Annotated in this window: 21 protein-coding genes and 8 tRNA genes; 22 read left to right on the plus strand and 7 right to left on the minus strand. The window is 34.2% G+C overall.

Translation table 11 applies throughout. The annotated features are described in order from the left end of the window. Positions 1-12 precede the first annotated feature (12 nt). From A6M14_RS13505 to A6M14_RS13555, 11 genes are all read left to right on the plus strand, one after another. On the plus strand, positions 13-384 hold the full coding sequence (locus tag A6M14_RS13505) for a YbaN family protein (RefSeq protein WP_152875768.1): 372 nt from the start codon (positions 13-15) through the stop codon (positions 382-384). An 8-nt stretch (positions 385-392) separates the two neighbouring features. Then, on the plus strand, positions 393-899 hold the full coding sequence (elsL, locus tag A6M14_RS13510) for a cell wall-recycling L,D-carboxypeptidase ElsL (protein ID WP_152875769.1): 507 nt from the start codon (positions 393-395) through the stop codon (positions 897-899). 233 nt (positions 900-1,132) lie between these two features. Beyond that, positions 1,133-1,208: transfer RNA gene (locus A6M14_RS13515), tRNA-Val, on the plus strand. Between the two features lie 30 nt (positions 1,209-1,238). Continuing rightward, positions 1,239-1,315, plus strand: a tRNA-Asp gene (locus tag A6M14_RS13520). 50 nt (positions 1,316-1,365) lie between these two features. Then, positions 1,366-1,442: transfer RNA gene (locus tag A6M14_RS13525), tRNA-Asp, on the plus strand. A gap of 21 nt (positions 1,443-1,463) precedes the next feature. Beyond that, positions 1,464-1,539, plus strand: a tRNA-Val gene (locus A6M14_RS13530). A 13-nt stretch (positions 1,540-1,552) separates the two neighbouring features. After that, positions 1,553-1,629, plus strand: a tRNA-Asp gene (locus A6M14_RS13535). A 29-nt stretch (positions 1,630-1,658) separates the two neighbouring features. Continuing rightward, positions 1,659-1,734: transfer RNA gene (locus A6M14_RS13540), tRNA-Val, on the plus strand. A 47-nt stretch (positions 1,735-1,781) separates the two neighbouring features. Continuing rightward, positions 1,782-1,858 (plus strand) — tRNA-Asp (locus tag A6M14_RS13545). 86 nt (positions 1,859-1,944) lie between these two features. Further along, a tRNA-Val gene (locus A6M14_RS13550) sits at positions 1,945-2,020 on the plus strand. Between the two features lie 164 nt (positions 2,021-2,184). Continuing rightward, positions 2,185-2,532 carry a DUF2750 domain-containing protein gene (locus tag A6M14_RS13555; protein ID WP_241678076.1) on the plus strand — a complete coding sequence of 116 codons (348 nt, stop codon included), beginning with the start codon at positions 2,185-2,187 and terminating at the stop codon, positions 2,530-2,532. Between the two features lie 16 nt (positions 2,533-2,548). Here A6M14_RS13555 and A6M14_RS13560 read toward each other — a convergent pair whose 3' ends face one another. The 4 genes from A6M14_RS13560 to yccS form a co-directional block, all read right to left on the minus strand. Next, positions 2,549-3,328, minus strand: coding sequence for a YdcF family protein (locus A6M14_RS13560; protein ID WP_152875771.1), 780 nt, complete (start codon positions 3,326-3,328; stop codon positions 2,549-2,551). A gap of 109 nt (positions 3,329-3,437) precedes the next feature. Then, a complete protein-coding gene (locus A6M14_RS13565; RefSeq protein WP_152875773.1) occupies positions 3,438-6,155 on the minus strand; it encodes a PepSY domain-containing protein in 2,718 nt (905 codons plus the stop codon). Between the two features lie 155 nt (positions 6,156-6,310). After that, complete coding sequence (locus tag A6M14_RS13570; protein WP_152875775.1) at positions 6,311-6,871, minus strand: YcxB family protein; 561 nt, start codon at positions 6,869-6,871, stop codon at positions 6,311-6,313. An 84-nt stretch (positions 6,872-6,955) separates the two neighbouring features. Continuing rightward, positions 6,956-9,130, minus strand: coding sequence for a YccS family putative transporter (yccS, locus tag A6M14_RS13575; protein WP_152875777.1), 2,175 nt, complete (start codon positions 9,128-9,130; stop codon positions 6,956-6,958). Between the two features lie 672 nt (positions 9,131-9,802). Here yccS and A6M14_RS13580 point away from each other — a divergent pair. The 5 genes from A6M14_RS13580 (at position 9,803) to A6M14_RS13600 (ending at position 15,208) form a co-directional block, all read left to right on the plus strand. Continuing rightward, the gene (locus tag A6M14_RS13580; protein ID WP_152875778.1) at positions 9,803-11,062 is read left to right on the plus strand and encodes a DcaP family trimeric outer membrane transporter; all 1,260 of its coding nucleotides are present in this window, start codon (positions 9,803-9,805) and stop codon (positions 11,060-11,062) included. 223 nt (positions 11,063-11,285) lie between these two features. Beyond that, the gene (locus tag A6M14_RS13585) at positions 11,286-12,761 is read left to right on the plus strand and encodes an alanine/glycine:cation symporter family protein (RefSeq protein WP_152875780.1); all 1,476 of its coding nucleotides are present in this window, start codon (positions 11,286-11,288) and stop codon (positions 12,759-12,761) included. A gap of 174 nt (positions 12,762-12,935) precedes the next feature. After that, positions 12,936-13,907, plus strand: a complete 972-nt coding sequence (locus A6M14_RS13590; protein ID WP_152875782.1) for a patatin-like phospholipase family protein — start codon at positions 12,936-12,938, stop codon at positions 13,905-13,907. Positions 13,908-14,190: 283 nt separating this feature from the next. After that, positions 14,191-14,382 carry a hypothetical protein gene (locus A6M14_RS13595; protein ID WP_152875783.1) on the plus strand — a complete coding sequence of 64 codons (192 nt, stop codon included), beginning with the start codon at positions 14,191-14,193 and terminating at the stop codon, positions 14,380-14,382. Between the two features lie 307 nt (positions 14,383-14,689). Beyond that, complete coding sequence (locus A6M14_RS13600) at positions 14,690-15,208, plus strand: acyl-CoA thioesterase (protein WP_152875784.1); 519 nt, start codon at positions 14,690-14,692, stop codon at positions 15,206-15,208. A 261-nt stretch (positions 15,209-15,469) separates the two neighbouring features. Here the strand turns inward: A6M14_RS13600 and A6M14_RS14150 are convergent, their stop codons facing one another. Then, positions 15,470-15,643 (minus strand): hypothetical protein, encoded by a 174-nt coding sequence (locus A6M14_RS14150; RefSeq protein ID WP_171500297.1) that lies wholly within the window; start codon positions 15,641-15,643, stop codon positions 15,470-15,472. Positions 15,644-16,060: 417 nt separating this feature from the next. Here A6M14_RS14150 and A6M14_RS13605 point away from each other — a divergent pair, with 417 nt between their 5' ends. From A6M14_RS13605 to A6M14_RS13620, 4 genes are all read left to right on the plus strand, one after another. Next, positions 16,061-17,056, plus strand: coding sequence for a CobW family GTP-binding protein (locus tag A6M14_RS13605; RefSeq protein WP_152875785.1), 996 nt, complete (start codon positions 16,061-16,063; stop codon positions 17,054-17,056). Positions 17,057-17,128: 72 nt separating this feature from the next. Continuing rightward, a complete protein-coding gene (locus A6M14_RS13610) occupies positions 17,129-17,659 on the plus strand; it encodes a YaeQ family protein (protein WP_152875786.1) in 531 nt (176 codons plus the stop codon). Positions 17,660-17,862: 203 nt separating this feature from the next. Further along, positions 17,863-18,201: an FKBP-type peptidyl-prolyl cis-trans isomerase gene (locus tag A6M14_RS13615; protein ID WP_163120963.1), complete on the plus strand. Its 339-nt coding sequence runs from the start codon at positions 17,863-17,865 to the stop codon at positions 18,199-18,201. 186 nt (positions 18,202-18,387) lie between these two features. Continuing rightward, on the plus strand, positions 18,388-18,855 hold the full coding sequence (locus tag A6M14_RS13620; RefSeq protein WP_152875787.1) for a hypothetical protein: 468 nt from the start codon (positions 18,388-18,390) through the stop codon (positions 18,853-18,855). 45 nt (positions 18,856-18,900) lie between these two features. Here A6M14_RS13620 and A6M14_RS13625 read toward each other — a convergent pair whose 3' ends face one another. Continuing rightward, on the minus strand, positions 18,901-19,785 hold the full coding sequence (locus A6M14_RS13625; protein WP_152875788.1) for an alpha/beta hydrolase family protein: 885 nt from the start codon (positions 19,783-19,785) through the stop codon (positions 18,901-18,903). 171 nt (positions 19,786-19,956) lie between these two features. Between A6M14_RS13625 and pnuC the strand changes: the two genes are divergently transcribed. Together pnuC and A6M14_RS13635 are read left to right on the plus strand one after the other, a co-directional pair. Beyond that, entirely contained in the window at positions 19,957-20,535 is a 579-nt protein-coding gene (gene pnuC / locus A6M14_RS13630) for a nicotinamide riboside transporter PnuC (protein WP_152875789.1), read from the plus strand. Positions 20,536-20,549: 14 nt separating this feature from the next. Continuing rightward, positions 20,550-20,819 carry a hypothetical protein gene (locus A6M14_RS13635; protein ID WP_152875790.1) on the plus strand — a complete coding sequence of 90 codons (270 nt, stop codon included), beginning with the start codon at positions 20,550-20,552 and terminating at the stop codon, positions 20,817-20,819. Here A6M14_RS13635 and A6M14_RS13640 read toward each other — a convergent pair. Next, positions 20,816-21,871 carry a GGDEF domain-containing protein gene (locus tag A6M14_RS13640; protein WP_171500298.1) on the minus strand — a complete coding sequence of 352 codons (1,056 nt, stop codon included), beginning with the start codon at positions 21,869-21,871 and terminating at the stop codon, positions 20,816-20,818. The two genes, A6M14_RS13635 and A6M14_RS13640, sit on opposite strands and share 4 nt — an antisense overlap. Positions 21,872-21,976: the final 105 nt, after the last annotated feature.

A 21,976-nucleotide genomic window follows, 5' to 3' on the forward strand; every position in this document is an offset into this window, starting at 1 on the left:
CAGGAAAAATCTATGAGAACGTTGTTTTGGCGAAGTTTGGTGATCATCTTCGTAATACTTGGCTTTATAGGGGCATTATTACCCGGTATGCCAACAACAGTGTTTCTTATCTTGGCTGCATGGGCAGCATCTAAGGGGTGGCCACAAATGGATGCTTGGTTATTGAATCATCCTAAATATGGTCCTACATTAAAGGCATGGCGTGCAAATGGCACAGTTCCAAGAAAAGCCAAATGGTTTGCCAGTATTATGATGCTAATTAGTGGGGTGCTGATGTTACTAACAACTGCGCCTCTTGCTGTTAAAATTTTCACAGATGTTACTATGTTAATTGTTGCAATTTGGCTGTGGTTAAGACCAGAACCAGCAACTCAGGGGAATTAGGGATCATTATGAAATACGCTTTAGAACAAGCAGACATTTTAATAGATTTAGAAGAACAAACTTTATATGTGCCAAAACATAATAAATATTATGTCATCTCAAGTGGCTTGAACGGTATTGGTGAAAAAGAAAACTCGGGGAAAACACCAAGAGGATGGCATGAAGTTGCTTTAAAAGTAGGTGATAATGCTCTTGAAAATACAGTTTTCATTGCTCGAAAAGAAACAGGTGAAATTTATAACCATGATTTAGTAGAAGCATTTCCAAAAAGAGATTGGATATTGTCACGCATTCTTTGGTTAAGTGGCTTGGAAGATGGATTTAATTTAGGTGAGGGGTGTGACACTTTTAATCGTTATATCTATATACATGGAACACCAGACACAGAACCAATGGGTATTCCAAAGTCACATGGCTGTATTCGAATGCGAAATTTAGATGTTATTGAGTTATTTGACTTAATTCCTGAACGTGCATTGGTATATATCTCTGAAAAAAAATTGCTGAATATTTAAAAAAAATAAAAAATGATGCTGATTTTTACTTTTTTATTAAAAAAGTTACGGATGAAAATGTGAAAACAAGTATTAATTTCTACAAATAATTGAAGAATCTGTTTGTTTTTGAATCGAATAACCTATTTTTTAATCACTCGAGCTGAAAATATGGAAAACAGTTAGAAAAGCGTTTGACACTCCGTCAGGATTCTCTATAATGCACCTCATCAAGCGATGAAGTCGATTTGAAAGGGCGCTTAGCTCAGTTGGTAGAGCGTCTGCCTTACAAGCAGAATGTCGGCGGTTCGATCCCGTCAGCGCCCACCAAGCTTCTTTCAAAGTTAAGATACTTATAGTGCAGCGGTAGTTCAGTTGGTTAGAATATCGGCCTGTCACGCCGAGGGTCGCGGGTTCGAGTCCCGTCCGCTGCGCCACTTTAGTTCTTAATACATTGTTTGTACTTTAATAGCGATATTATGTAAGTGCAGCGGTAGTTCAGTTGGTTAGAATATCGGCCTGTCACGCCGAGGGTCGCGGGTTCGAGTCCCGTCCGCTGCGCCATTTACGTAATAGACCTTTTAAGGGCGCTTAGCTCAGTTGGTAGAGCGTCTGCCTTACAAGCAGAATGTCGGCGGTTCGATCCCGTCAGCGCCCACCAGATTTTTTGTGATGCAGCGGTAGTTCAGTTGGTTAGAATATCGGCCTGTCACGCCGAGGGTCGCGGGTTCGAGTCCCGTCCGCTGCGCCATCCTAAAATCGAAATGTTAGACCCTATAAGGGCGCTTAGCTCAGTTGGTAGAGCGTCTGCCTTACAAGCAGAATGTCGGCGGTTCGATCCCGTCAGCGCCCACCATCTTTTATTAATTTAAAAGATAAATACTTAGAAATAAGTATAGCGATGCAGCGGTAGTTCAGTTGGTTAGAATATCGGCCTGTCACGCCGAGGGTCGCGGGTTCGAGTCCCGTCCGCTGCGCCATTTTTCATTCCCTGAAGTGAAAAATGTAATTCAAGCAAGTTTTATGACTTGTGTCATAAAAACAACAATGTTGTTTTTATTCTTCAGGGCGCTTAGCTCAGTTGGTAGAGCGTCTGCCTTACAAGCAGAATGTCGGCGGTTCGATCCCGTCAGCGCCCACCATATATTTGAATATAATTAAAAATAAACATATTATAAAATTCAATTATCATATTTATGATGAAAAATCCATATTAGCTAAATTCCACACTTCAAAATCTATCAAATCTTAGTGTTAAAGATCATTATCAAACTTTTCTAGATACGATTTTACTCAAGGCTTTTAATTGGCTTATATTGCGAATAGTGGGCTTTGTGTAATGCACATAGGGCAGCAGAGCTTAGCTATTTGGAGTCATAAGAATTTAGCTAGCTTGCTTATAAAAGGTGATTGGGTAAATTATAAAATTCAGAAAGTTTCATTAAGTATATTTATTGAAAAAATCATTCCATATTTAAAAGAAGCTAAATATATTCTTTCGCTGAATTTATCCCCAGAAGGTCAAAATATTCAGCTAAGTCCTGAAAAAATGTTATTAGATTTAGAATCTATCCTATATAAACTTCATACGAATAGACCTGATTTATATGAAAAATTAGAATTACCTTTACCGCGTATTATTCGTATTCATTAAATTATTCTTCAAAAAGTTAATATTCATTTAATATCCAGCCACTTAAAAATGCAAAGTATTCACGTAGCCACGAATTATAGCGAATATTGAATGGTGTGGTCGCACTGAGCATATAGGGGTTTTGATAGCCTACTTTTTTTGCAATTTTCGATGCACGAATTGTATGGAAGTCACTTGTAACAATTGCAATCGGGTGCTGTAGTGATATTTCATGCTCATTTAATCGTTTTTGACTATTGATTAAGTTTAATTCAGTGCTCGTACTTTCTTTTTCTAGAATCATTCTATTGAGCGATATTTGGTATTCTGTATTTAAATAATTTGCCATCACTTGTGCTTCAGATAAAACTTGACCGTAATCGATGCCACCGCTTAATACCATAAGCGTTTGGGGCTGTTGTTTAGCAAGCATTGCTGCAGCATCTAATCTTGCTTGTAATACTGGAGATGGTTTGCCTTGTTCAGTTCCGCTACCTAGTACAATAATTGCAGATACGGGTGTTTGAATTGAGTTTGGACTTATATTTATTTTTAAATAACTAAAAAATACCACTATGCTGATAAACCAAATAATTCCTGCTGTGATCCCAATTTTCCAAATGGCAAAAATTTTAGGTTTTTGTTTTAGAAAATGATGAACTTTTGCTTGAAAAATAAGATAGAAACCAACTGTAATCCCTATTAAAAATGGAAGTATTGTTCCAAGATGGAGTTTTCCAAGTGAAAAAAGATAAATGCCATCTACAATAAAAATTAAACTGAGTATCCATAAAAGTACAGAAATTCTTTTTGACATATTAAATTGAGAAATTATCAATTATTGTTTAAATCAGTGTAATAAAAAACCGAGTACGAATACTCGGTTTTTGTTATTTAATTATGTAAGTGTGTGGATAAGCTTGGCTTTAATAAACATCACGTCTATAGCGGCCATCTTGGCGAAGTTGATCAACTGTAGTTTCACCTAAAATATGAACAAGTGTGCTATCAATATCTGTTGCCATGCCATTAATGCTGCCACAGACGTAAATTACAGCACCTTCATCGATCCATTTTTTCAGCTCATCTGCATTTTCAGCAAGTTTATGATGAACGTAAATTTTTTCAGCTTGGTCTCTTGAAAAGGCAAGATCTAAACGTTGAAGCATGCCCATATTTTTCCAAGCCTCAATGGTTTCTTGGAAGAAATAGTCATGCTGAATTTGACGCTCACCAAAAATAAGCCAATTCTGTGAATAATCTTGGCGCACACGTGTGTGGAGAATGCTCATTAAACCTGCAATACCAGTACCATTACCAATACAAATAATTGGTCGGTTATCATCAATAAGATGGAACGATTCATTGGTACGAATGCGTAAATCAAGGGTTGTATTCAAGTTTGCATACTGAGTTAACCAACCAGAACCAAGTCCCAATTGTCCTAGTGTATTGGACTGTTGGCGTACAACTAATCGTAAAACTTGTTGAGAGGGAATACTTGCAATTGAATATTCACGCGCAGGTAAATCTACAAGTTGTTCTAATAGATGATCTAAATTGGCAAATGGCTCTATTTCACTTGTTAGGTCTTTATATAACAGAGCCTGTTTAATTCTAATGCCTGAAGAATCTACTTTTGTATTTTCAATTATTTGATGTTTAAGCATAAATTGATGAATTCTGCCAGGACTATTACCTGGTTGAATTTCAGCAATATCACCTGCTTGCCAAGTTGCATCATGAGATGGAACAAGTTCAATGCTATATGCAGGTGCACCTAAACTATTTTCATTTAATAAAATACGATTTTTTAATGTCCATTGATCGAATGTTTTATCAATTGAAACATGGTGTAAATCGAGATTTGTTGCTTTTGCAAGAGAAGCATTCCATTTCTGAATGTGCTCTTTGTTCGCATTATCAACCTCAATTACGTCAAAAAATGCATGAGCTTTATTGTTTTTTAGCCATGCATCAATTGCATGCCCAAAACTACAATATGTTTCAGCATACTCTTTCGACCCAAGTGCAAGTACCGCATAATTTAAGTGGTTTAAATCGGCAGATACATTTAAGACTTTTTTTGCAAAGCCAGAAGCTAGATCGGGTGCTTCACCTGTGCCATAAGTACTTGCAATAAATAAAACTTGATCTGTATTTTGTAAATCTTGTAGTGAAATTTGCTGTGCAGATTTTACAGTTACAGGTTGATGTGCTTCTTGTAAGCTTGTTGCTGTGCTCCATGCAAGTTGTTCTGAAACACCCGTTTGTGAAGCGTACACAATAAGCCAAGGTTTTGCATTTGGATCTACGATAAAACCTGTTTGTGAGTTACGTGCAGCAAGGGTTAATTTCTTTTGCTTACGACGTTTTAAATACAGCATCCATCCTGTAACGAAGAACAGAGGCATTAATAACGCAGCAACCATTGCAAAGAATTGATAAACAGGGCCGAAGAAACTACCACGGTGAACAGGTAGCATACTGCTCATAATTTTTTCATTTAACTTTTTGTCTTCATAGATTTCGATATCTTTAATTTCAGACGTTTTATAGTTAAATGTTGCTTTGTTACGAGCACGTTCATGTTGTGGAACAGCATCTACAAAGCTGATCTCCATTTCACCATTTGGCTTTTTAGGAATATTCAGTGTGAGGGTAGAGTAGTCGCGACCAATTTGGCTGTTAAAACCTGTCCAAGCTTGTGTTAAAGCAATATTAATTTGTTCAGGATTTAAGCCTTTACGATCTCTATTATTCTTTTTAGATTCATCATTATGACCAGATCGAGTTTGCAAATTTACTTGACTATCATCACGACGAGATTGAGCTTCAGTATTTTGTTCTCGATTAGAGCGATTAGCCTCAGAGCGCGCTTCACCATTTCCTTCTTTGTGTTCACCTTGATTTTGTGGATTGTTGCCACGACCTTCAGGACGAGGTTGATTTGCTTGCATTTCAGGTTGTGGGCGTTCAACACCAAGCACTTTAAACATGCCGTTGCGCCACCAATCATATGACCAATACAAACCTGTGCATGCAAGTAATAGGTAGAAAATAACAACCCAGGTTCCTACAACTGCATGTAAATCCCAAAGGAAATTACGACCTTTTAGTTTTGGTTTTACAGCCAGCCATTGTTTTAATGAATGCTTCTTTGGCCAACGTAAATAAAGACCACTCAGCACAAATAAAATTAATATCAGGGTACATGCACCAGTAATTTGTTTACCAACAGGGCCAACTGTTAAATTACGGTGTAATTGTTGAATAAACTGAAAGAACTGCTGACCTTTTATTTCAGGCAGTTGTTGTGCATTGTAGGGATTAATTAAAATATTTTGACCACGACGAGCACCTTCTTTTTCAATATTTACTGTTGATGATGCAGTAGGGTCTTTGGCAACAGTAATACTATTTATTTTTATTTCTGCATTTTCTTTATTGAAATGTTGGTAAATTTCAGCAGGAGTAAGTTTAGGTGTATTTTGAACTTGAATCACATAACTGTCTTGGTTAATCAGTTTTAGAATTTGCTGTTCATATGAGTAAATAGCACCAGTGACTCCCATTAAAGAAAGGATAAGACCTGCTGTAATCCCCAGAAACCAATGAATTTGGAAAAATGTTTTTTTTAACATGAGCGAAAGGAGTGGTTGAATGTTTGGTGATTATTATATATGAACAAATTGAAGATAAAATGGATTTTAAATAATAATTATTATCATTAGCATCAATGATATGAATAATAAAAAAACCTCCTAAAGGAGGTTTTTTTATTCAGTAAACTAAAACATTAAATGTTTTTAGCATCACCGACAGATTCTTTTAAATGCGTACGAATAGTTTTAAATGAGAAGTTTTTAGAATCTAGGCGTTTAGGAAGAATATATGCACCTTGTTGATCTTTTACTTTGAAGTTAAGTAAAAGAAAATCTGGTGTGTTATACCATTCATAAATATCTTTCCAAGCAACAGCACCAACGCCTTCTTGAACGCCCATTTTTTGACGCATTACGATACCGTGAGGCTGAACGCCTAAACGGATACCTGTAGTTGCTTGAACAGGAAATTCATTCATTTTGCGTTTAACGTACCATTCTAAACCGAATCGACGAGCTAAGTAATAAGCAACGACACTGACAAGAGCAACCCAACAAAAAATTGTTGAATAATTTTTCAGTAGAACGATACCTAAAATAGAAAGTAAGGCAACAACACCCATGATAGCCCAAGCTTTCATGCCAATTTTATTGGTACTACGCCAAATCGTTAGTTGAGCATGACGCTGCTCAGCTTCAGAAATTTCGTAGTTCACAGGTTGTAGCGTATATGCGTATAAGTTTTTCGCGGTCATAGTGAAATTAACAAATTTAGAACTGTAAAAAGTGTAGCATTAATTGAATCATTTCAGGAGTATATTGTTGCAAATTCACCCTATTTATAAGGATGCTAATTCGGTTGAATTTTCATCTCTATCATGACTCAAGCTTTGCTTTAGGCGGCTAAGTTGATTCAATATACTCATTATCAAAGATAATTGCTGTAAAATAATGAGAGATTTTTGGTCTTCATCTGTATTTGCCGTTAAACGTTGACGAATTTTTTGTAGCATATTTTGAGCACTTAAATCAGGGACTTCATCACGAAGAACTGCACCATTAATATCATTCAGAGCTTTATCTAGCAATGCTAAAATCTCAGGATCTTCAATTTTTTCTCGATGTGCACCTAAAGCAGCAATATAACTCAGGAAAGTGTGGTTCAAGCATAGAAATTCAAAGGCAAGTGATTTTTGGTTTGGATCGAAATCGGGTTCAGTTGCTAGCGTAGAAATTAGAGAAGCAACATCGGCATCTGTATTATGTGCAGCGCGACGAACAACACGATAATTCAAACCATTATTTCGACCTGTTTTATATTGCTCAATAATTTCTGCTAAATAATTGCATTGTGCATTGAGTGAACGAGAAATGTTGCGTGGTAATCGTCTAAATTTCCAATCTGGGAAGATATAAGTCACACCTAACCAAGCCAAAGCACAGCCAATAAGTGTATCCATCATACGAGGTAATGCTGCTGTGAAACCTAATCCGTCTAAATTAAAATTAATTAATGCAAGAATAGTGATAAATGCTGTTGCTTGAGCATATTGTTTGCTGCGTAAGTCAAAGAATAAAACCCCACTAATGATCAATAGAAGAAGTTGACCTTCTACAGATGGGATAAAATATAAAATGCCATAGCCAATAATAATGCCTATCAACGTGCCAATAACCCTTAAACGTAAACGACGTTTTGTTGCATTAAAGTTAGGCTGAACGACGAATAGGGCTGTAAGCAGAACCCAATATCCATATTGAATGTCGGTAAGCTGTACAAAAATATATGACACTAAGAGTACAAGAGATAGTCGAATTGCATGGCGGAAGAGTACAGATTCAGGTGTTAGATTCTGTTTAATACGCACCACAATATCAGCCCAACCTTTTAAATCATCATCTTTGAGTTGGTTTTCAATATGTTTAGATTTATCGAGTGATATTGTACGTTCTGTTTCAAGGTTTTTGAGTTGAGCATCAATTGATTTTAAATTTTGATACAGGGAGTAAAGCGCATTTACCCAAATTTGATCAAAAGAATCATCTTTTTTTAATTTTTCAAGAGAGTATTTTAGGTTTTGAAATGCATGCTTAAAGCGACGATTATGATTGTAAACTTCACGTTTCATTATACTTTGACTTAAGTCTTTACATGCTTTTCCTTGTAAAGACAAAATGCGTTGAAAACGGAAAAGTACATCACTATGCTCGAAAATTTTTGCTAATTTTTGATAATCAATATGCGCAGAATCTGCACGCTCATGTATGTCTTGAGCAACAAAATAATATTGTAAGCTACGACGTGTATCTTTTTGTCCGCGGTCACCTTTTAAACGTGTGAGTAATGCGGTCTTCATTTGGTTGAATATTCCGACTAATTTTCCATTTTCCAATGAAAGATCAATCATACTTTGTTGATAACTATCTGGTGTCATATCAACATCAAAAAGATTAGATTTTGCAAAAAGAAAATCACCTAGAGATGAATAACATAATGAAAGTTTATCTTGCACTTCACGCACAGGAAAAAGGAGGAAGCTAATAGTGGAAATAAGTCCATACCATGCCGCACCGATGACCAATAAAGAGGGTTGGATATACCAATCTTCAAAAAGGTGAACACCTAACATTGAATAGACAGAAACAACTAAACAACCATATGCAATAGTGGCGTATCTGCGACCTAATGAACCGAGTAAAATTAAACAAATACAAGAAATAATAAGACCACATGCAAATAAAATTGGATGTGGAAAAAGTAACTGAATAGATGTTGCTGTAATAAAGAAACCTAAATAGGTAAAAAGTTGGTTTTGAATTCTGGCAGAAAATCGGTCGTCAATATCGCTAATACCTGCTGCAACAACACCTAAAGTTAAGGGAATAGTTGCAAGTTGATTTCCTATAAAATAGGGAAGAAACGCGGTTCCTGAGAATGCAATGATCATTCTGATGCTGTACATAAACGTCGTGTTATAAGTCGTTTGTTTTAGACGTGTAAGCCAATGTTTCAAAGCAAATCCTTTATTAGTTTTTGACTAGATCATTCGTGATGTATTTGTACGAAAGATGAATCTGAATAGAATGTTAAATCATACTATGAGCATATTAATTTTGTCTGTAATTTAAGATAGAAAATAGATATTTGATCTTATTTGGTTGAAGTTTTTTTAATGCTATTTGGGCTGGGAAGTTAAATTCATGTGATATTCATATAAAAAATATCACAATATTTAAGTGGAGAATGTTGATATACCTATATTTATTATTGTTTTAATACTGTATTTTTATAATATATGTTATATATCAATCAAATAGCTTTATATTTTAAAAATAAAGATAATACAAAAGTCTTATATTTTTTGATTTAATGAAAAATTAATCTACATTAAAAACAATAACTTATATTAAAATAATCCATTTTATCAATAATTAATAGTTACTTATTCTATAAAACTGATTTTAATCTTGGTAAGAACTTGTTACATTAAATCCATAATTCAATCTATGTCTTATTTTTGGATTGAGTTAATAACTAAATTACACGTGTTGTAATAATTACACTTTAAGCTTCTGTATGCAGATGTGTCTTCTATAGAGCTTTTGAGTTTTACGGTTATTAAGGAATATATAAATAACCTTAAAAGAAAAAGTCACGGACGCAAATTTTAATTTTGGAGAATTTCATGAGTCAATTGCTTACTACTAAGTTTGTAGCAAAAAGCTTAGCGGCAACTGTATCTGTTTTAATGTTAAGCACGGTTGCAAATGCTGCAACAGCAGAACAAGCACAAATTAAGCAACTTCGTCAGGAAGTGGAAACATTAAAAACACTGATTCAACAACAACAACAAGTGCAATTACAGCAAGCTTCTCAAATTGAGCAAGTAAAAGCTGCACCAGCACAATCAGGTTTTGCTGGTTTAAAATCTAAAGCTGGCGCAAATGTAAATATTTACGGTTTTGTTCGTGCTGATGCTCAATATAAAATTGAGGGTGCTGATGGCATTTTTAGTTCGATTGATAAAGCTGATCTTACTAATTCTAAAGCAAATGAAGATCGTTTTTACGCAACTGCAAGAACAACGCGTTTAGGTTTAGACTTTAAAGCACCTGTGGAAGGTGCGGATGTTGGTGGTAAAATCGAAGTAGATTTTGGTAGTGGCTCAGGTGATGGGGCATTACGTATGCGTCATGCTTATTTAACATATAACAATTGGTTAGTAGGTCAAACAACATCTAACTTCTTGTCTGGTGCAACAGTACCTGAAATGATTGATTTTAGTTCACCACTAGGTATAGGTACAAAACGTACACCAATGGTTCGTTATGCTGACAAAATCAATGCAAATACATCTTATGCAGTGTCTTTAGAAAAAGGTGCTGATGTAAACCGTTTACCTGCAGCAACAGCAAAAGTTGATTACAAATTCAACAAAGGTGTTGTGAATGCACGTGCTTTAGTGCAAGAAGTACGTAATCGTACATCTTTAGAAACAAGTGCTGCTTATGATGATAAGAAAGTAGGTTGGGGCTTAGCAGTTGGTGCAAATGTAAAACCAGTTGATGGTTTATCTCTAAACGTAGATTACTCGCATGTGAAGGGTGATAATTTCTATTTAGGTTATACAAGCTCTAATACTGCATATGTAGTAGATGGTAACGATATTGATTTATCAGAATTTGATGCAGTAACTGTAGGTGCAACTTATCAGTTTACTCCTAAAGTGCGTAGTACTTTAGGTTATGGTGCTATTTTCTATGATAAAGAATCTGTAAAAGTTGATGCAAATAAAAAGCTACAACAAGCTTGGTTAAATGTACTTTATAGCCCAGTTAAGCCATTAAGTTTTGGTGCTGAATATGTTTATGGTAAGCGTGATACTGTAGACAACAAAACAGGTAAAGAAAATCATGTTGGCTTCATGGCTAAATACGATTTCTAATTTAAACCTTAAAGTTTAAATTTCAAAAAACAGGAGCAATATGCTCCTGTTTTTTATTGTTTGTTTATTCTGTTATTTATTAGTAAATTGTAAAGTATAATTAAATAATTAATCATAAAAATGCATAATGCGCTCACATTTATAGGGTGTGAATACATTTTGAATAAAATATGTTCTCACTCTAATTAAAGAATTTCTAATTTTATAGCTTATAGGATTGCATATGGATGAGCATTTGAACGAACGCTTGTTGGCGTTGGTCAATACACTAAATACGCCGCTTTGGGATTTTTTAGTGATATTCCTTTTAGCTGTAGGTGTGTTTTACACACTCATTACAGGCGGAGTACAACTTCGTTTGTTTTTTCACAGTATTAAAGTAATGAAAGGAAGTCGTAAAGAAGGTAATGATGACCATGGAATTACCCCATTTCAAGCCTTTGTCACTGGTTTAGCGAGTCGTGTTGGTGTAGGTAATGTTGCAGGTGTTGCAATTGCAATTGCGATTGGTGGTCCAGGTGCCGTATTTTGGATGTGGTTTACCGCTTTTTTAGGTATGAGTTCTGCATTTGTAGAATCATCTTTAGCACAGCTATTTAAAATTAGAGATAGAGAGAATCAGCAGTTTCGTGGTGGTCCTGCCTACTATATTACCCAAGGCTTAAAGCAAAAATGGTTAGGTGTTGTTTTTGCAATTACCTTAATCTCTACATATGGTTTTGTTTTTAATGCCGTGCAAGCCAATGCAATTGTGGGTGCAACTTCACATGCATGGGGATGGGATAAAGCAAATCCTATTATTGCATTAGGTGGTTTTAACCTTGAAATTTCTTGGGTCGGATTATTTTTAGTATTGCTTACGGCATTAATTATTTTTGGTGGTATTAAGCGTATTGCTAAAGTTGCTGAAAGTTTTGTTCCTATTATGGCAGTGCTTTATCTTGCTGTAGCCCTTTATATTGCCGTTACAAACTATTCAATTTTGCCAGATATATTCCATCTTATTTTTAGTAAAGCTTTTGAATTTGATGCAGCAGCGGGCGGTTTCTTTGGTGCAATGGTTTCAATGGCGATGATGCAAGGGATTAAACGTGGTTTATTCTCGAATGAAGCAGGTATGGGTTCTGCTCCTAATGCGGCAGCTGCATCGGATGTGAAGCATCCTGTAAATCAGGGTTTGGTACAAATGTTGGGTGTGTTTGTTGATACTTTCGTTGTGTGTACTTGTACAGCAATTATTATTCTAGTATCGGGTTTGTATCATGATGCTGGGTTTGAAGGTGTGACGCTGACGCAAATGGCATTGGAAAGTCAAATTGGATCTTGGGGTGGTGATTTCTTAGCGATTATTTTATTTATGTTCGCATTTTCATCTATTATTGGTAACTATGCTTATGCCGAAGGCAATATTCAATTTATCAATAACAATAAACAAGTGATGTTTGTGTTCCGAGTTTTTGTGTTGATCATGGTTTATTTTGGTGCTATTACAAGCGTTCCTTTAATTTGGTCGATGGCAGATTTATTTATGGGAAGTATGGCGTGTATTAACCTACTTGCTATTCTTTTGTTAACGCCATTCTTACTGATGCTTTTGAAAGATTACCGAACGCAATTGAAAAATGGTGTGAAAGAACCTGTATTTAATTTGGATGATCATCCTAAATTTAAAGGCAAAGTAAAATCTGATATTTGGTAATATTGAATTAAATGATTAAAGAGCCTCTTTTATAGAGGCTTTTTTATTATTTTGAATAAAGAGAAGTATTAAGCTTCAAGTGAAATTTTTAACGAAAATTAACGTATACCACTTCAATTTATCCATGAATTAAATGTATGGTGTAAAGGGTAAATTAACTAGCTTTGTAGAATAATGTTGAAATCAAATTTTTTAATTTTAAGTTGTTTAAGTTTAATATTAGTTGGGTGTCAAAGTATGCCTCAATTAGAGTCTTATAAAAATAAACCACAACAGAGTTTAAGTTATTTACCTGATGCACAAGAATTACCAAATCAAGTTAACTTTCAGCAAATTGAAAAAAAAGAAAAAAAGCCAGTTATCGCCTTAGTTCTTGGAAGTGGTGGTGCACGTGGATATGCACATATTGGTGTAATTGAAATATTGGAAAAATATAATATTCATCCAGATTTTATTGTAGGTACGAGTGCAGGCAGTATTGTTGGAGCACTTTATGCAAGTGGTAAAAGTGCCGATGAATTAAAAGAAATTGCTCTAAGTTTAAAAGCGAATGATGTTCGTGATGTTAAGCTAGATATGAAAGGCTTTTTTGAAGGTAAGAAAGTTGAAGATTTTATTAATCAGCAGGTAAATGATACACAACTACAAAAATTAAAAATTCCGATGTATGTGGTAGCAACAGAATTACAAGATGGTAAAAAAGTTGTTTTTAATTATGGCAATACAGGGCAGGCAGTAAGAGCATCTGTTGCTATACCTAGCATGTTTATTCCCACGAAAATTGGCACAGATGAATATGTGGATGGAGGTTTAGTTAGTCCTGTTCCTGTAAAGACTGCGAAAGATTTAGGAGCAGATATTGTCATTGCTGTGGATATTTTGGCACAGCCTACACACACAGAAACATCGAATATATGGGGCTTGTTTAATCAAAATATTAATATTATGCAAAAACATTTGGCACAAGAAGAACTTAAGTACGCAGATATCGTGATTCAACCAGATTTGCGGGAAAAAGTGCATATATTTGATGTAAGTGGACGTGAAGAAACGATGAGTGTAGGTAGGGAGGCCACAATGAGTAAAGTACTAGAGTTAAATCAAATCATTGAAAAGGCGAAGTATTCTTTTGTGAAAGAACAATAAAAAGGATTTTAAAAAAATTAAATGAAAACATAAAGACCTACATTTATTAGGTCTTTATTTCTATTAATAAAATTTAAAAATAAATAATAGATGAAATAAAGTACTGAAAATACTCCTTTAATTATTTTAATTAATATGTTTTTTCTATAAATGTATTTTTTAAATTTCATATAAATTAATTAATTCAACAGTTTATATTTAACGTTTGTTATATTTAGTGGTGTTTTTTTTATAAGTAAAATTCAGTTTTTAGTTTTATAGATGATAAATAATAGGGTGTTGAATGTATAAAGTTAGGTTGGGTGCTAAAGTGACAATGGCAGCCATTGAAAATATTGAATTTGAAGTTGTGAAGCAAAATGTAGATGGTTCATTTGAAATAGAAGCAGTTTTAGATGCGAATCAAGTTCTTAAGTATGAGAATATTGCCAAAGAGATGTTAAAAGTATCAACACGACCACAAAAAAATAAATAGCAATGACGCTGAAAAGTAGAAGTACTTTGCAGAAATTAGGAGATAATGAACATTGCATTGTTTATTTTTGTATATAGCTAATTATGATATTTATAAGATATTTTTTAGGTTGGAATATTAAAAATAGTAAAAACAATCAATTAGAATGGGCTTTAATGGTATTAGATATACATTTTTATGAATGATACCCTAATCATTATAAATAATAATGATGAGTTTTTTGTCGATTTAAACGCTCAATATTGTGAAAAAGCGATATAATATTATTCACATATCTTATTGTCTTTAAAAGAGTCTAGAGTCCGTAATGTCCCCATTAGATCAAATTGCCCCAATTTTAGAAGACCAGTCTGAGTTAACAATGTCTGTATTAATGACTCCAGATATGGCGAATTTTTCAGGTAATGTTCATGGTGGAACAATTTTAAAATTACTAGATCAAGTGGCTTATGCTTGTGCAAGCCGCTATTCTGGAAGTTATGTTGTTACGCTTTCTGTAGATAAAGTAACTTTTAAAGAACCAATTCATGTTGGTGAAATGGTGACTTTCCTTGCAAGTGTGAACCATGTAGGTCGTACTTCTATGGAAATTGGTATTCGTGTTGAAGCACAGAATATTCAAAAGCGCACAATTCGCCATACAAATAGTTGCTACTTTACAATGGTTGCTGTAGATGAGAATGGTAAGCCAAAAAATATTCCTGCATTAAATTTAGATAATGATTGGAAGCGTTGTCGTTTTGAATCTGCGGAACATCGCAAAGTAGCGCGTTTACAAGAAGGTCATCATCCCTCTTGCAGTATTTATAAAAAATCTAAAAAATAATGTGTTGTTAATTGAATTAATTAGGAAAAAGATCTCAGATGAGGTCTTTTTTTCGTCATATGATTTTTATTGAGTCATCTAAAAAAGCTTATGGATCACTTTGGGCTATTTAAAGATAAATAATGATCTAGCCAATACTTTTTTCTTTATATCTAAGATAAAAAATAGCTGAAAAGCAGTGCAATTCAGCTATTTAGATAAATTTGAGTAATACAAAAAGGTGGAGATATTACTCAAATTTATTTGTTATGCTCAATAAAATTATTGAGCAGCGGCTTCAGAAGTCGCAACTTCAGAAGCAGGTGCATTTGTTGCTTGATCTTGAGCAGCGGCAGCTTCAGTATTTTGAACAGGAGTTTGTTCAGCAGAAGCAGCAAAAGTAGTAGCAGCTGCAGCAGCGATAGAAGTAGCAAGTAAAATTTGAGCAAGTTTCATTTTGGTAACCTTATTAATTAAATTTCATATAAATATAAAAATCGATATCTACCATCACATAGATATTGAGTTCGATCATGCTAAGTGCTGAACGTATTTTGGGCAATGAAAGCAACAAAGTGAAACATTGCTATTAACGTAGAAAATACATAAGTCATATAAGTGTGATTTTTATGTTAATAGTGGATTAAAAGATCCATATAATTTGTATGGAAATATGTCATAGTGCTTATTATTTAATCTTTTCAGTAAAATTAATTGTACATAACTTCTGCGTGAATCAAAAAACAGTCATCTACTAATGTAATTTTTTATTGCTACAGACTTATTTGTGTATCTCAATCATCTTCTTTTAGTCTTGAACTCTGTCTTTTTCTTGGTAGCATGAGTAGATACACATTGAACGGTGAGTTTCTTTTGAAATTTATTGCGCCAACAAAAGCGATTCCAACACATATTATTTCTGGTTTTTTAGGGGCTGGTAAAACAACCTTATTACAGCATTTTTTAAGTCAAAAGCCTGAGGAAGAAATTTGGGCAGTATTGATGAATGAGTTTGGTCAAATTGGAATTGATCAACAACTTATGCCTCAAACAGATGGTTTTGCTGTTCAAGAATTATTAGGTGGTTGTTTGTGTTGTAGTAGTCAGTTGCCTATGCAAATTGCTTTGTCACGGTTGATTTCAGAAAATAAAGTAGATCGACTTTTTATTGAACCTACAGGGTTGGGGCATCCTGCACAATTATTAGAACAACTTACAGAGCCACATTGGTTACAGCATTTAAGTATGCGTAGTTTAATTACCGTAGTTGATGGTTCACGTTTAAGTGATACAAATTGGTCGCAACAAAATTTATATCAAGATCAACTAAAAGCAGCGCAAGTTGTTGTGATCTCTCATCAAGATCAAATGTCTGATACAGACATTCTTGCTTTAGAAAAATTGAAAAAAGAATATGACGCTTATCAACAGAAATGGATTTTAACTTCGCAAGGTAAATTATCTATTCAAGATGTTGATCAAATTTATACAGGCACAAAACGCTTAATACAGCCATTGTTAAAAATTCAACAAAATTTAGCTCAGGATGAAAAGCCTATCATTAAACAGTTACCTTATCATTATGTTGAAAGCGCTCAAGGTTATAGCGTTGCAGGATGGAAGTTGCCAAAAAGTTGGAGCTTTAATTTTTATGATGTGCTTGATTTATTATGTGAACAAAAAGATTGGCTAAGAATTAAAGCTATGTTTCATACCAATGAAGGTTGGAAATCTTTTAATTTCAACCCTAATCAATTTAATTATCAATCTGCTCAGGAAGGAATTGATAATCGCATTGAAATTATTTATCAAAATGAACGTAAATGGTTAAGTTTTGAAGATGCGTTATTTCAATGCAAAATAGATTAGTCCAACGGTAAATCTTCTCTGCAAAAAAAGTTGAAATCTTATATGCTAAGCGCCAAATTTGAGGAAATTTTCATGGCGCTTAAAGCAACAATTTATAAAGCAGATTTAAATATTGCCAATATGGATGTTCATCAATATGGTGACTATCAATTTACAATGGCATTGCATCCATCTGAAACGATTGAACGTTTAATGGTGCGTATTTTGGCGTATGCGCGCTATGCAGATGAAGCTTTAGAATTTACCAAAGATTTGTTTGAAACAGATGAGCCTGCATTGTGGGAAAAAGATTTAACAGGTCAGCTCACAAAATGGATTGAAGTGGGCAGTCCAGATGAAGATAAAGTAAAAAAAGCCAGTGCACGTTGCAAACAAGTTGCTGTAATTACGTATGGTTCATCTGTAGATGAATGGTATAAGCGCAATAGTAAATTGAAAACATTGAAAAATGTAGAAATTTGGCAACTTTCAACAGCAACAACAGAAGCTATTCAAGCTTTATGCGAACGTACCATGCAGTTGCAATTGAATGTGATGGATGGTGAATGGACGCTTATTGGCGACAATGCTCAGGCTGTCATTGAGTGGACTCAATTACAATAAGTTAGTCTAATTGATTGAAAAAAAGGAAGATGCTATACGTGATGTTAGCATCTTTTTTTATGTCAAATTGTTTGAATAATAAAAGCTAGATTCATGGATTGAGAAAATATGCATAAGTTCTAAAGATGTAAAACTTCAAATTTTTAGTCCAATCCCGTTTATACTATAAGTTGAAATATTGGTATATTTATAGGTGAAATACTGTGTCAGCAGAATTAGAAATCATTGAGTTAAAAGTGGGTGAAGGTAAAGAAGCAGTTAAAGGTGCTTTAATCACAACACATTACACGGGTTGGTTGGAAGATGGTACAAAGTTCGATTCTTCTATCGATCGTGGTAACTACTTTGAAACTGTGATTGGCACAGGTCGAGTAATTAAAGGTTGGGATCAAGGTATTATGGGTATGAAAGTGGGCGGTAAACGTAAACTTATCGTTCCATCACATTTAGCTTATGGTTCACGTAAAATGGGAAATATTATTCCTGCAAATTCAAATCTCATTTTTGAAATTGAATTGTTCGATGTGAAAACACGCGATTAATTTATATTCTTTGAATAAGGCAATGTGAGTTGCCTTATTCAATATAAAAAATAATTAAAATTTTTAACATTTAATAAAAATAAAGTGAATTATATCTAATTTATGTGCCATATTTTTTTGTTAATTTGCATAAATCATGTACATTAAAAAGGGTGTAAGCCGTGAATCAATATCGTGGGTACGCTTATGGTTAAATTACTAATTATTATTGTTTTTATTATTTCTGCTTTTGCATTTTGGAAAGTTTTTTGTAAAATTAAAATCAACCAAGCTTTTAAATCTAAATATTTTGCAAAGCTCAATGCTGTCAAAGTGTCTGTGACAAAAGCATCAGCACACACGTCTCCAGAAATTGTTGAAGTTGTGGATGAGTATGAACAACAACTTTTTGATGATGTCGCAACGATTTTTTTAGAATCTAAAACACATGACATGGCAAAAACAAATGCAGTAAATATTCAAGAAAATATTCTCAGCAAAATGCCTATTCAAACACAAACAAGTTTAAGAAATTTAGATTTAGAAGAATGGTCAGTTTATTGGGGGTTTTATCACCAATCTTTAGAATATTACGTGGGACGTTATGGCGTGTTTATTACCCATGTAGATCGAGATGGGTTAGAGCACCAATACACTTATCGTATTCAAGATTAATAGAATGAACCATTAAATTTTAGTGATTTACACGAGTCAGCATATTTAGGCTAAGCACATTTCATCGAATGTATTAATCATCGATTGCCAAATTTTTTCTGATCCTTTGCGGAAATATCCCATATGCCCAATTTCTTTTAATCCATATTGTTGCGCTGTAATATCAATGTATTGCACTGTGGTTTTTGAGTAATGTTGCATAAATGCATGACGAGATTTAGGTAAAGCCCAAGCATCATCTAAAGCAGCAACCGCAAAGATAGGTGTTTTTACTTGAGCATATAAATCGAATAGATGTTTTTGATCTGGATCTCCAAAAAAATACGTTGGATTTTTACACCATTTTTTCCATTCTGTATAAACACCTTTGGGTAAATCTGCCCCCATATTTACTTTGCTCCACGCTAAATAGCCCGAATGTGCAACCATAGGTGGGAAAACAATATTCCAAACAATTTGAACTTTAATTCTTTCCTTTAAAGGCATATAGCCATGCCAACCTGCACCTGTTCCAAAACAATACATCGCCTTAATGTGATGATGATTTGATGCAAGCCCCAAGGATTGTCCGCCATAAGAATGCCCAACCATAAAAAGATCTAAAGCTTCTTGTTTTAAATAATTGATTGCACCAGATAAATCGAGCCGTCCCCAATCTAGGTAAGACATTTCAAAGCCTTTTAAGCTTTTAGGCGCAGATTGAGCAACACCGCGATAATCGAAACATAAAACTTGATAGCCTGCTTGCATGGCATATTCAGCAAAGCGTCTGTAAAAAGTTTGTGGAACACCTGTTGCACTTGCAACGAGTATTTGTGCTTTAGGTTTTGGTGGAGAATAAAGTGTGCCTGTAAGTATGTAGTCATCTAGGGCAGGGAATTGAACGGTGTTTACATACTCTTTCATTTGATGAGTCGCTATATTATTCATTCTTTAATCCCTGAATTTGTTTTTTATGTACTTTCACTGTTTTACTCAATTGCTAGATTGAAGTCAAAACTCACAAGTTCATCACTGTATCCAATTAAAATTACACGAGAATACTTGAGAATTAGTTCAAAAATTTGATAATGATCAGTATGCTTTCTGAATATTGAAAATATGTCGCCTTTAGAAGTTTTTGCCGTAATTATTAGTGTAATTGGTGTGGTTCTGACAATTCGTCGTCATTTGTGGTGTTGGGGTGTAAACCTCATTTCTTATGTTGTTTATGGCTACTTATTTTTTGAATATAAGTTGTATGGCGAAACCATTTTACAAATCGTTTTTGTGTTCTTGGGGATGTATGGTTTTTATCATTGGTCTAAAACCAAAAAACAAGATCATGAAATTAGAATTGAACCTATCGCTGCTCAAAAAGTTTTATTTCATATAATAATTACTGCAATAGGTGGTTTAATCTTTGGTTTAAGTCTGCATTATTTTACCGATGCTGCATTACCACTTTTAGATTCTCAACTTGCTGCATTTAGTTTACTTGGAACGTATTGGACAAGTCGAAAACATATCGCCACTTGGGTGCTTTGGGTATTTGTTGATATTATTTATACAGGCATGTTTATGTATAAAGATTTATACCTAACAGCGGTTTTATATGCATCATTCGTGGGCTTGGCAGCATGGGGATGGCATCAATGGACGCAAGTGCAAAACAAACAAAATCAAGTAATCATTGAATAATTTAAAGGGATAGGATGATTTTAGATTTCGATCAGTTTAAGAAAGAACAGTTTCTCGCTGTAGCATCTAAAATTAAAGCTTCTCCTCATTTATATTTAAATTTCGATACTGTTGCAGACTTTTATCAAGCTCATTTTTTAGATGAATTTCCAAGAGGAACAACATTGTCTGCAACAGGTTTAGATGATGGCGCAGAACAGTTTTATGCCGTAATCGAGTTTAAAGACTTGGTGATTAAAATCAGTAAAACTGATTTTGTAGAAATTACGGTTAATTGGGTTTAATCTTCGATTGAGAGATGGGCAGATGTCCATTGAATTTGGTTTCGACCCGAATTTTTTGCTTGGTAAAGCTGTGCATCTGCTTGATGTAATGCCTCTTGAAAAAGGTTCTGATCTTGGAAAAAACTTATACCTATACTAATACTTAAATAAATAGCATGGTTGTCATGTTCTAATGGTGTAGACGCAATGGTTTCACGAATACGTTCTGCTACGTATAGTGCTGTATCAGTTGATGTATCTTGTAAAAAAATGACAAATTCTTCACCACCAATACGTGCAATTTCATCATAACGACGAACTGCTTTTCGCATAATATAACTTACATGTTGTAAAGCCAAGTCACCAATATAATGTCCATAAATATCATTAATGTTTTTAAAGTGATCTATATCGCAAATAAGAAGTGCATTTTGTGAGTTAGGGTGAGGTTCTAAATGGTCAATGATTTCATTGAAAGCGCGTCGATTGAGCAAGCCTGTAAGTGGGTCAATATTACGTTCATATTCAAGTTTTCGAATGGAATCTCGAATAGAGCATGCACACAGTAAAATAAAAATTAAACTGGTAAAAAATAGAATGAGAAATTGAGAGCTTGCCCAAATAAAGGGGAAATCTTCTAGGGTTCGGTTATTCTTTATCAGACTTACAAGTACAACTGCACGAATAGAAACAGCCAATATAGAACCCGATAAACTGAGCTTTAATAGGCGTTCTAAAATATGCGTATGTTTAGCATTTATAAATGGTTGAGCGTTATTAAAAAGTATAGCAATGGTGGCTAAAGCAATTGCAATAAAGCGAACTGCTAAATTTTGTTCTATATAAGAGTAATATCCAACAGTGGAAACGGTAATGGTTAAAACAAGGGTTAAAAATTTCCAAGAAGTTTTGATTCTTAATCGTTTATACACCGCATGAGTACATAAAATAATGCTAATTAAAAATAGTAAGGTGATGAATGGTGCAAATAAAAAAAGATCATTTGGAAGTAATGCTGTTTGTATCAGCTGTGCAAGTGCAGAGATAAAAATAGCAGAGCCAAACCATGTCATTTCAATTGATACAAGTTTCTTTGTGCGTAATATAAAAATCAGAAATGATGTCGCAAAAAGAAACAGCGGAATCAATAGGCTGAAATAATTCAATCCGTTAAATGT

The sequence above is a fragment of the Acinetobacter portensis genome (assembly GCF_009372215.1).
GTDB lineage: Bacteria > Pseudomonadota > Gammaproteobacteria > Pseudomonadales > Moraxellaceae > Acinetobacter > Acinetobacter portensis.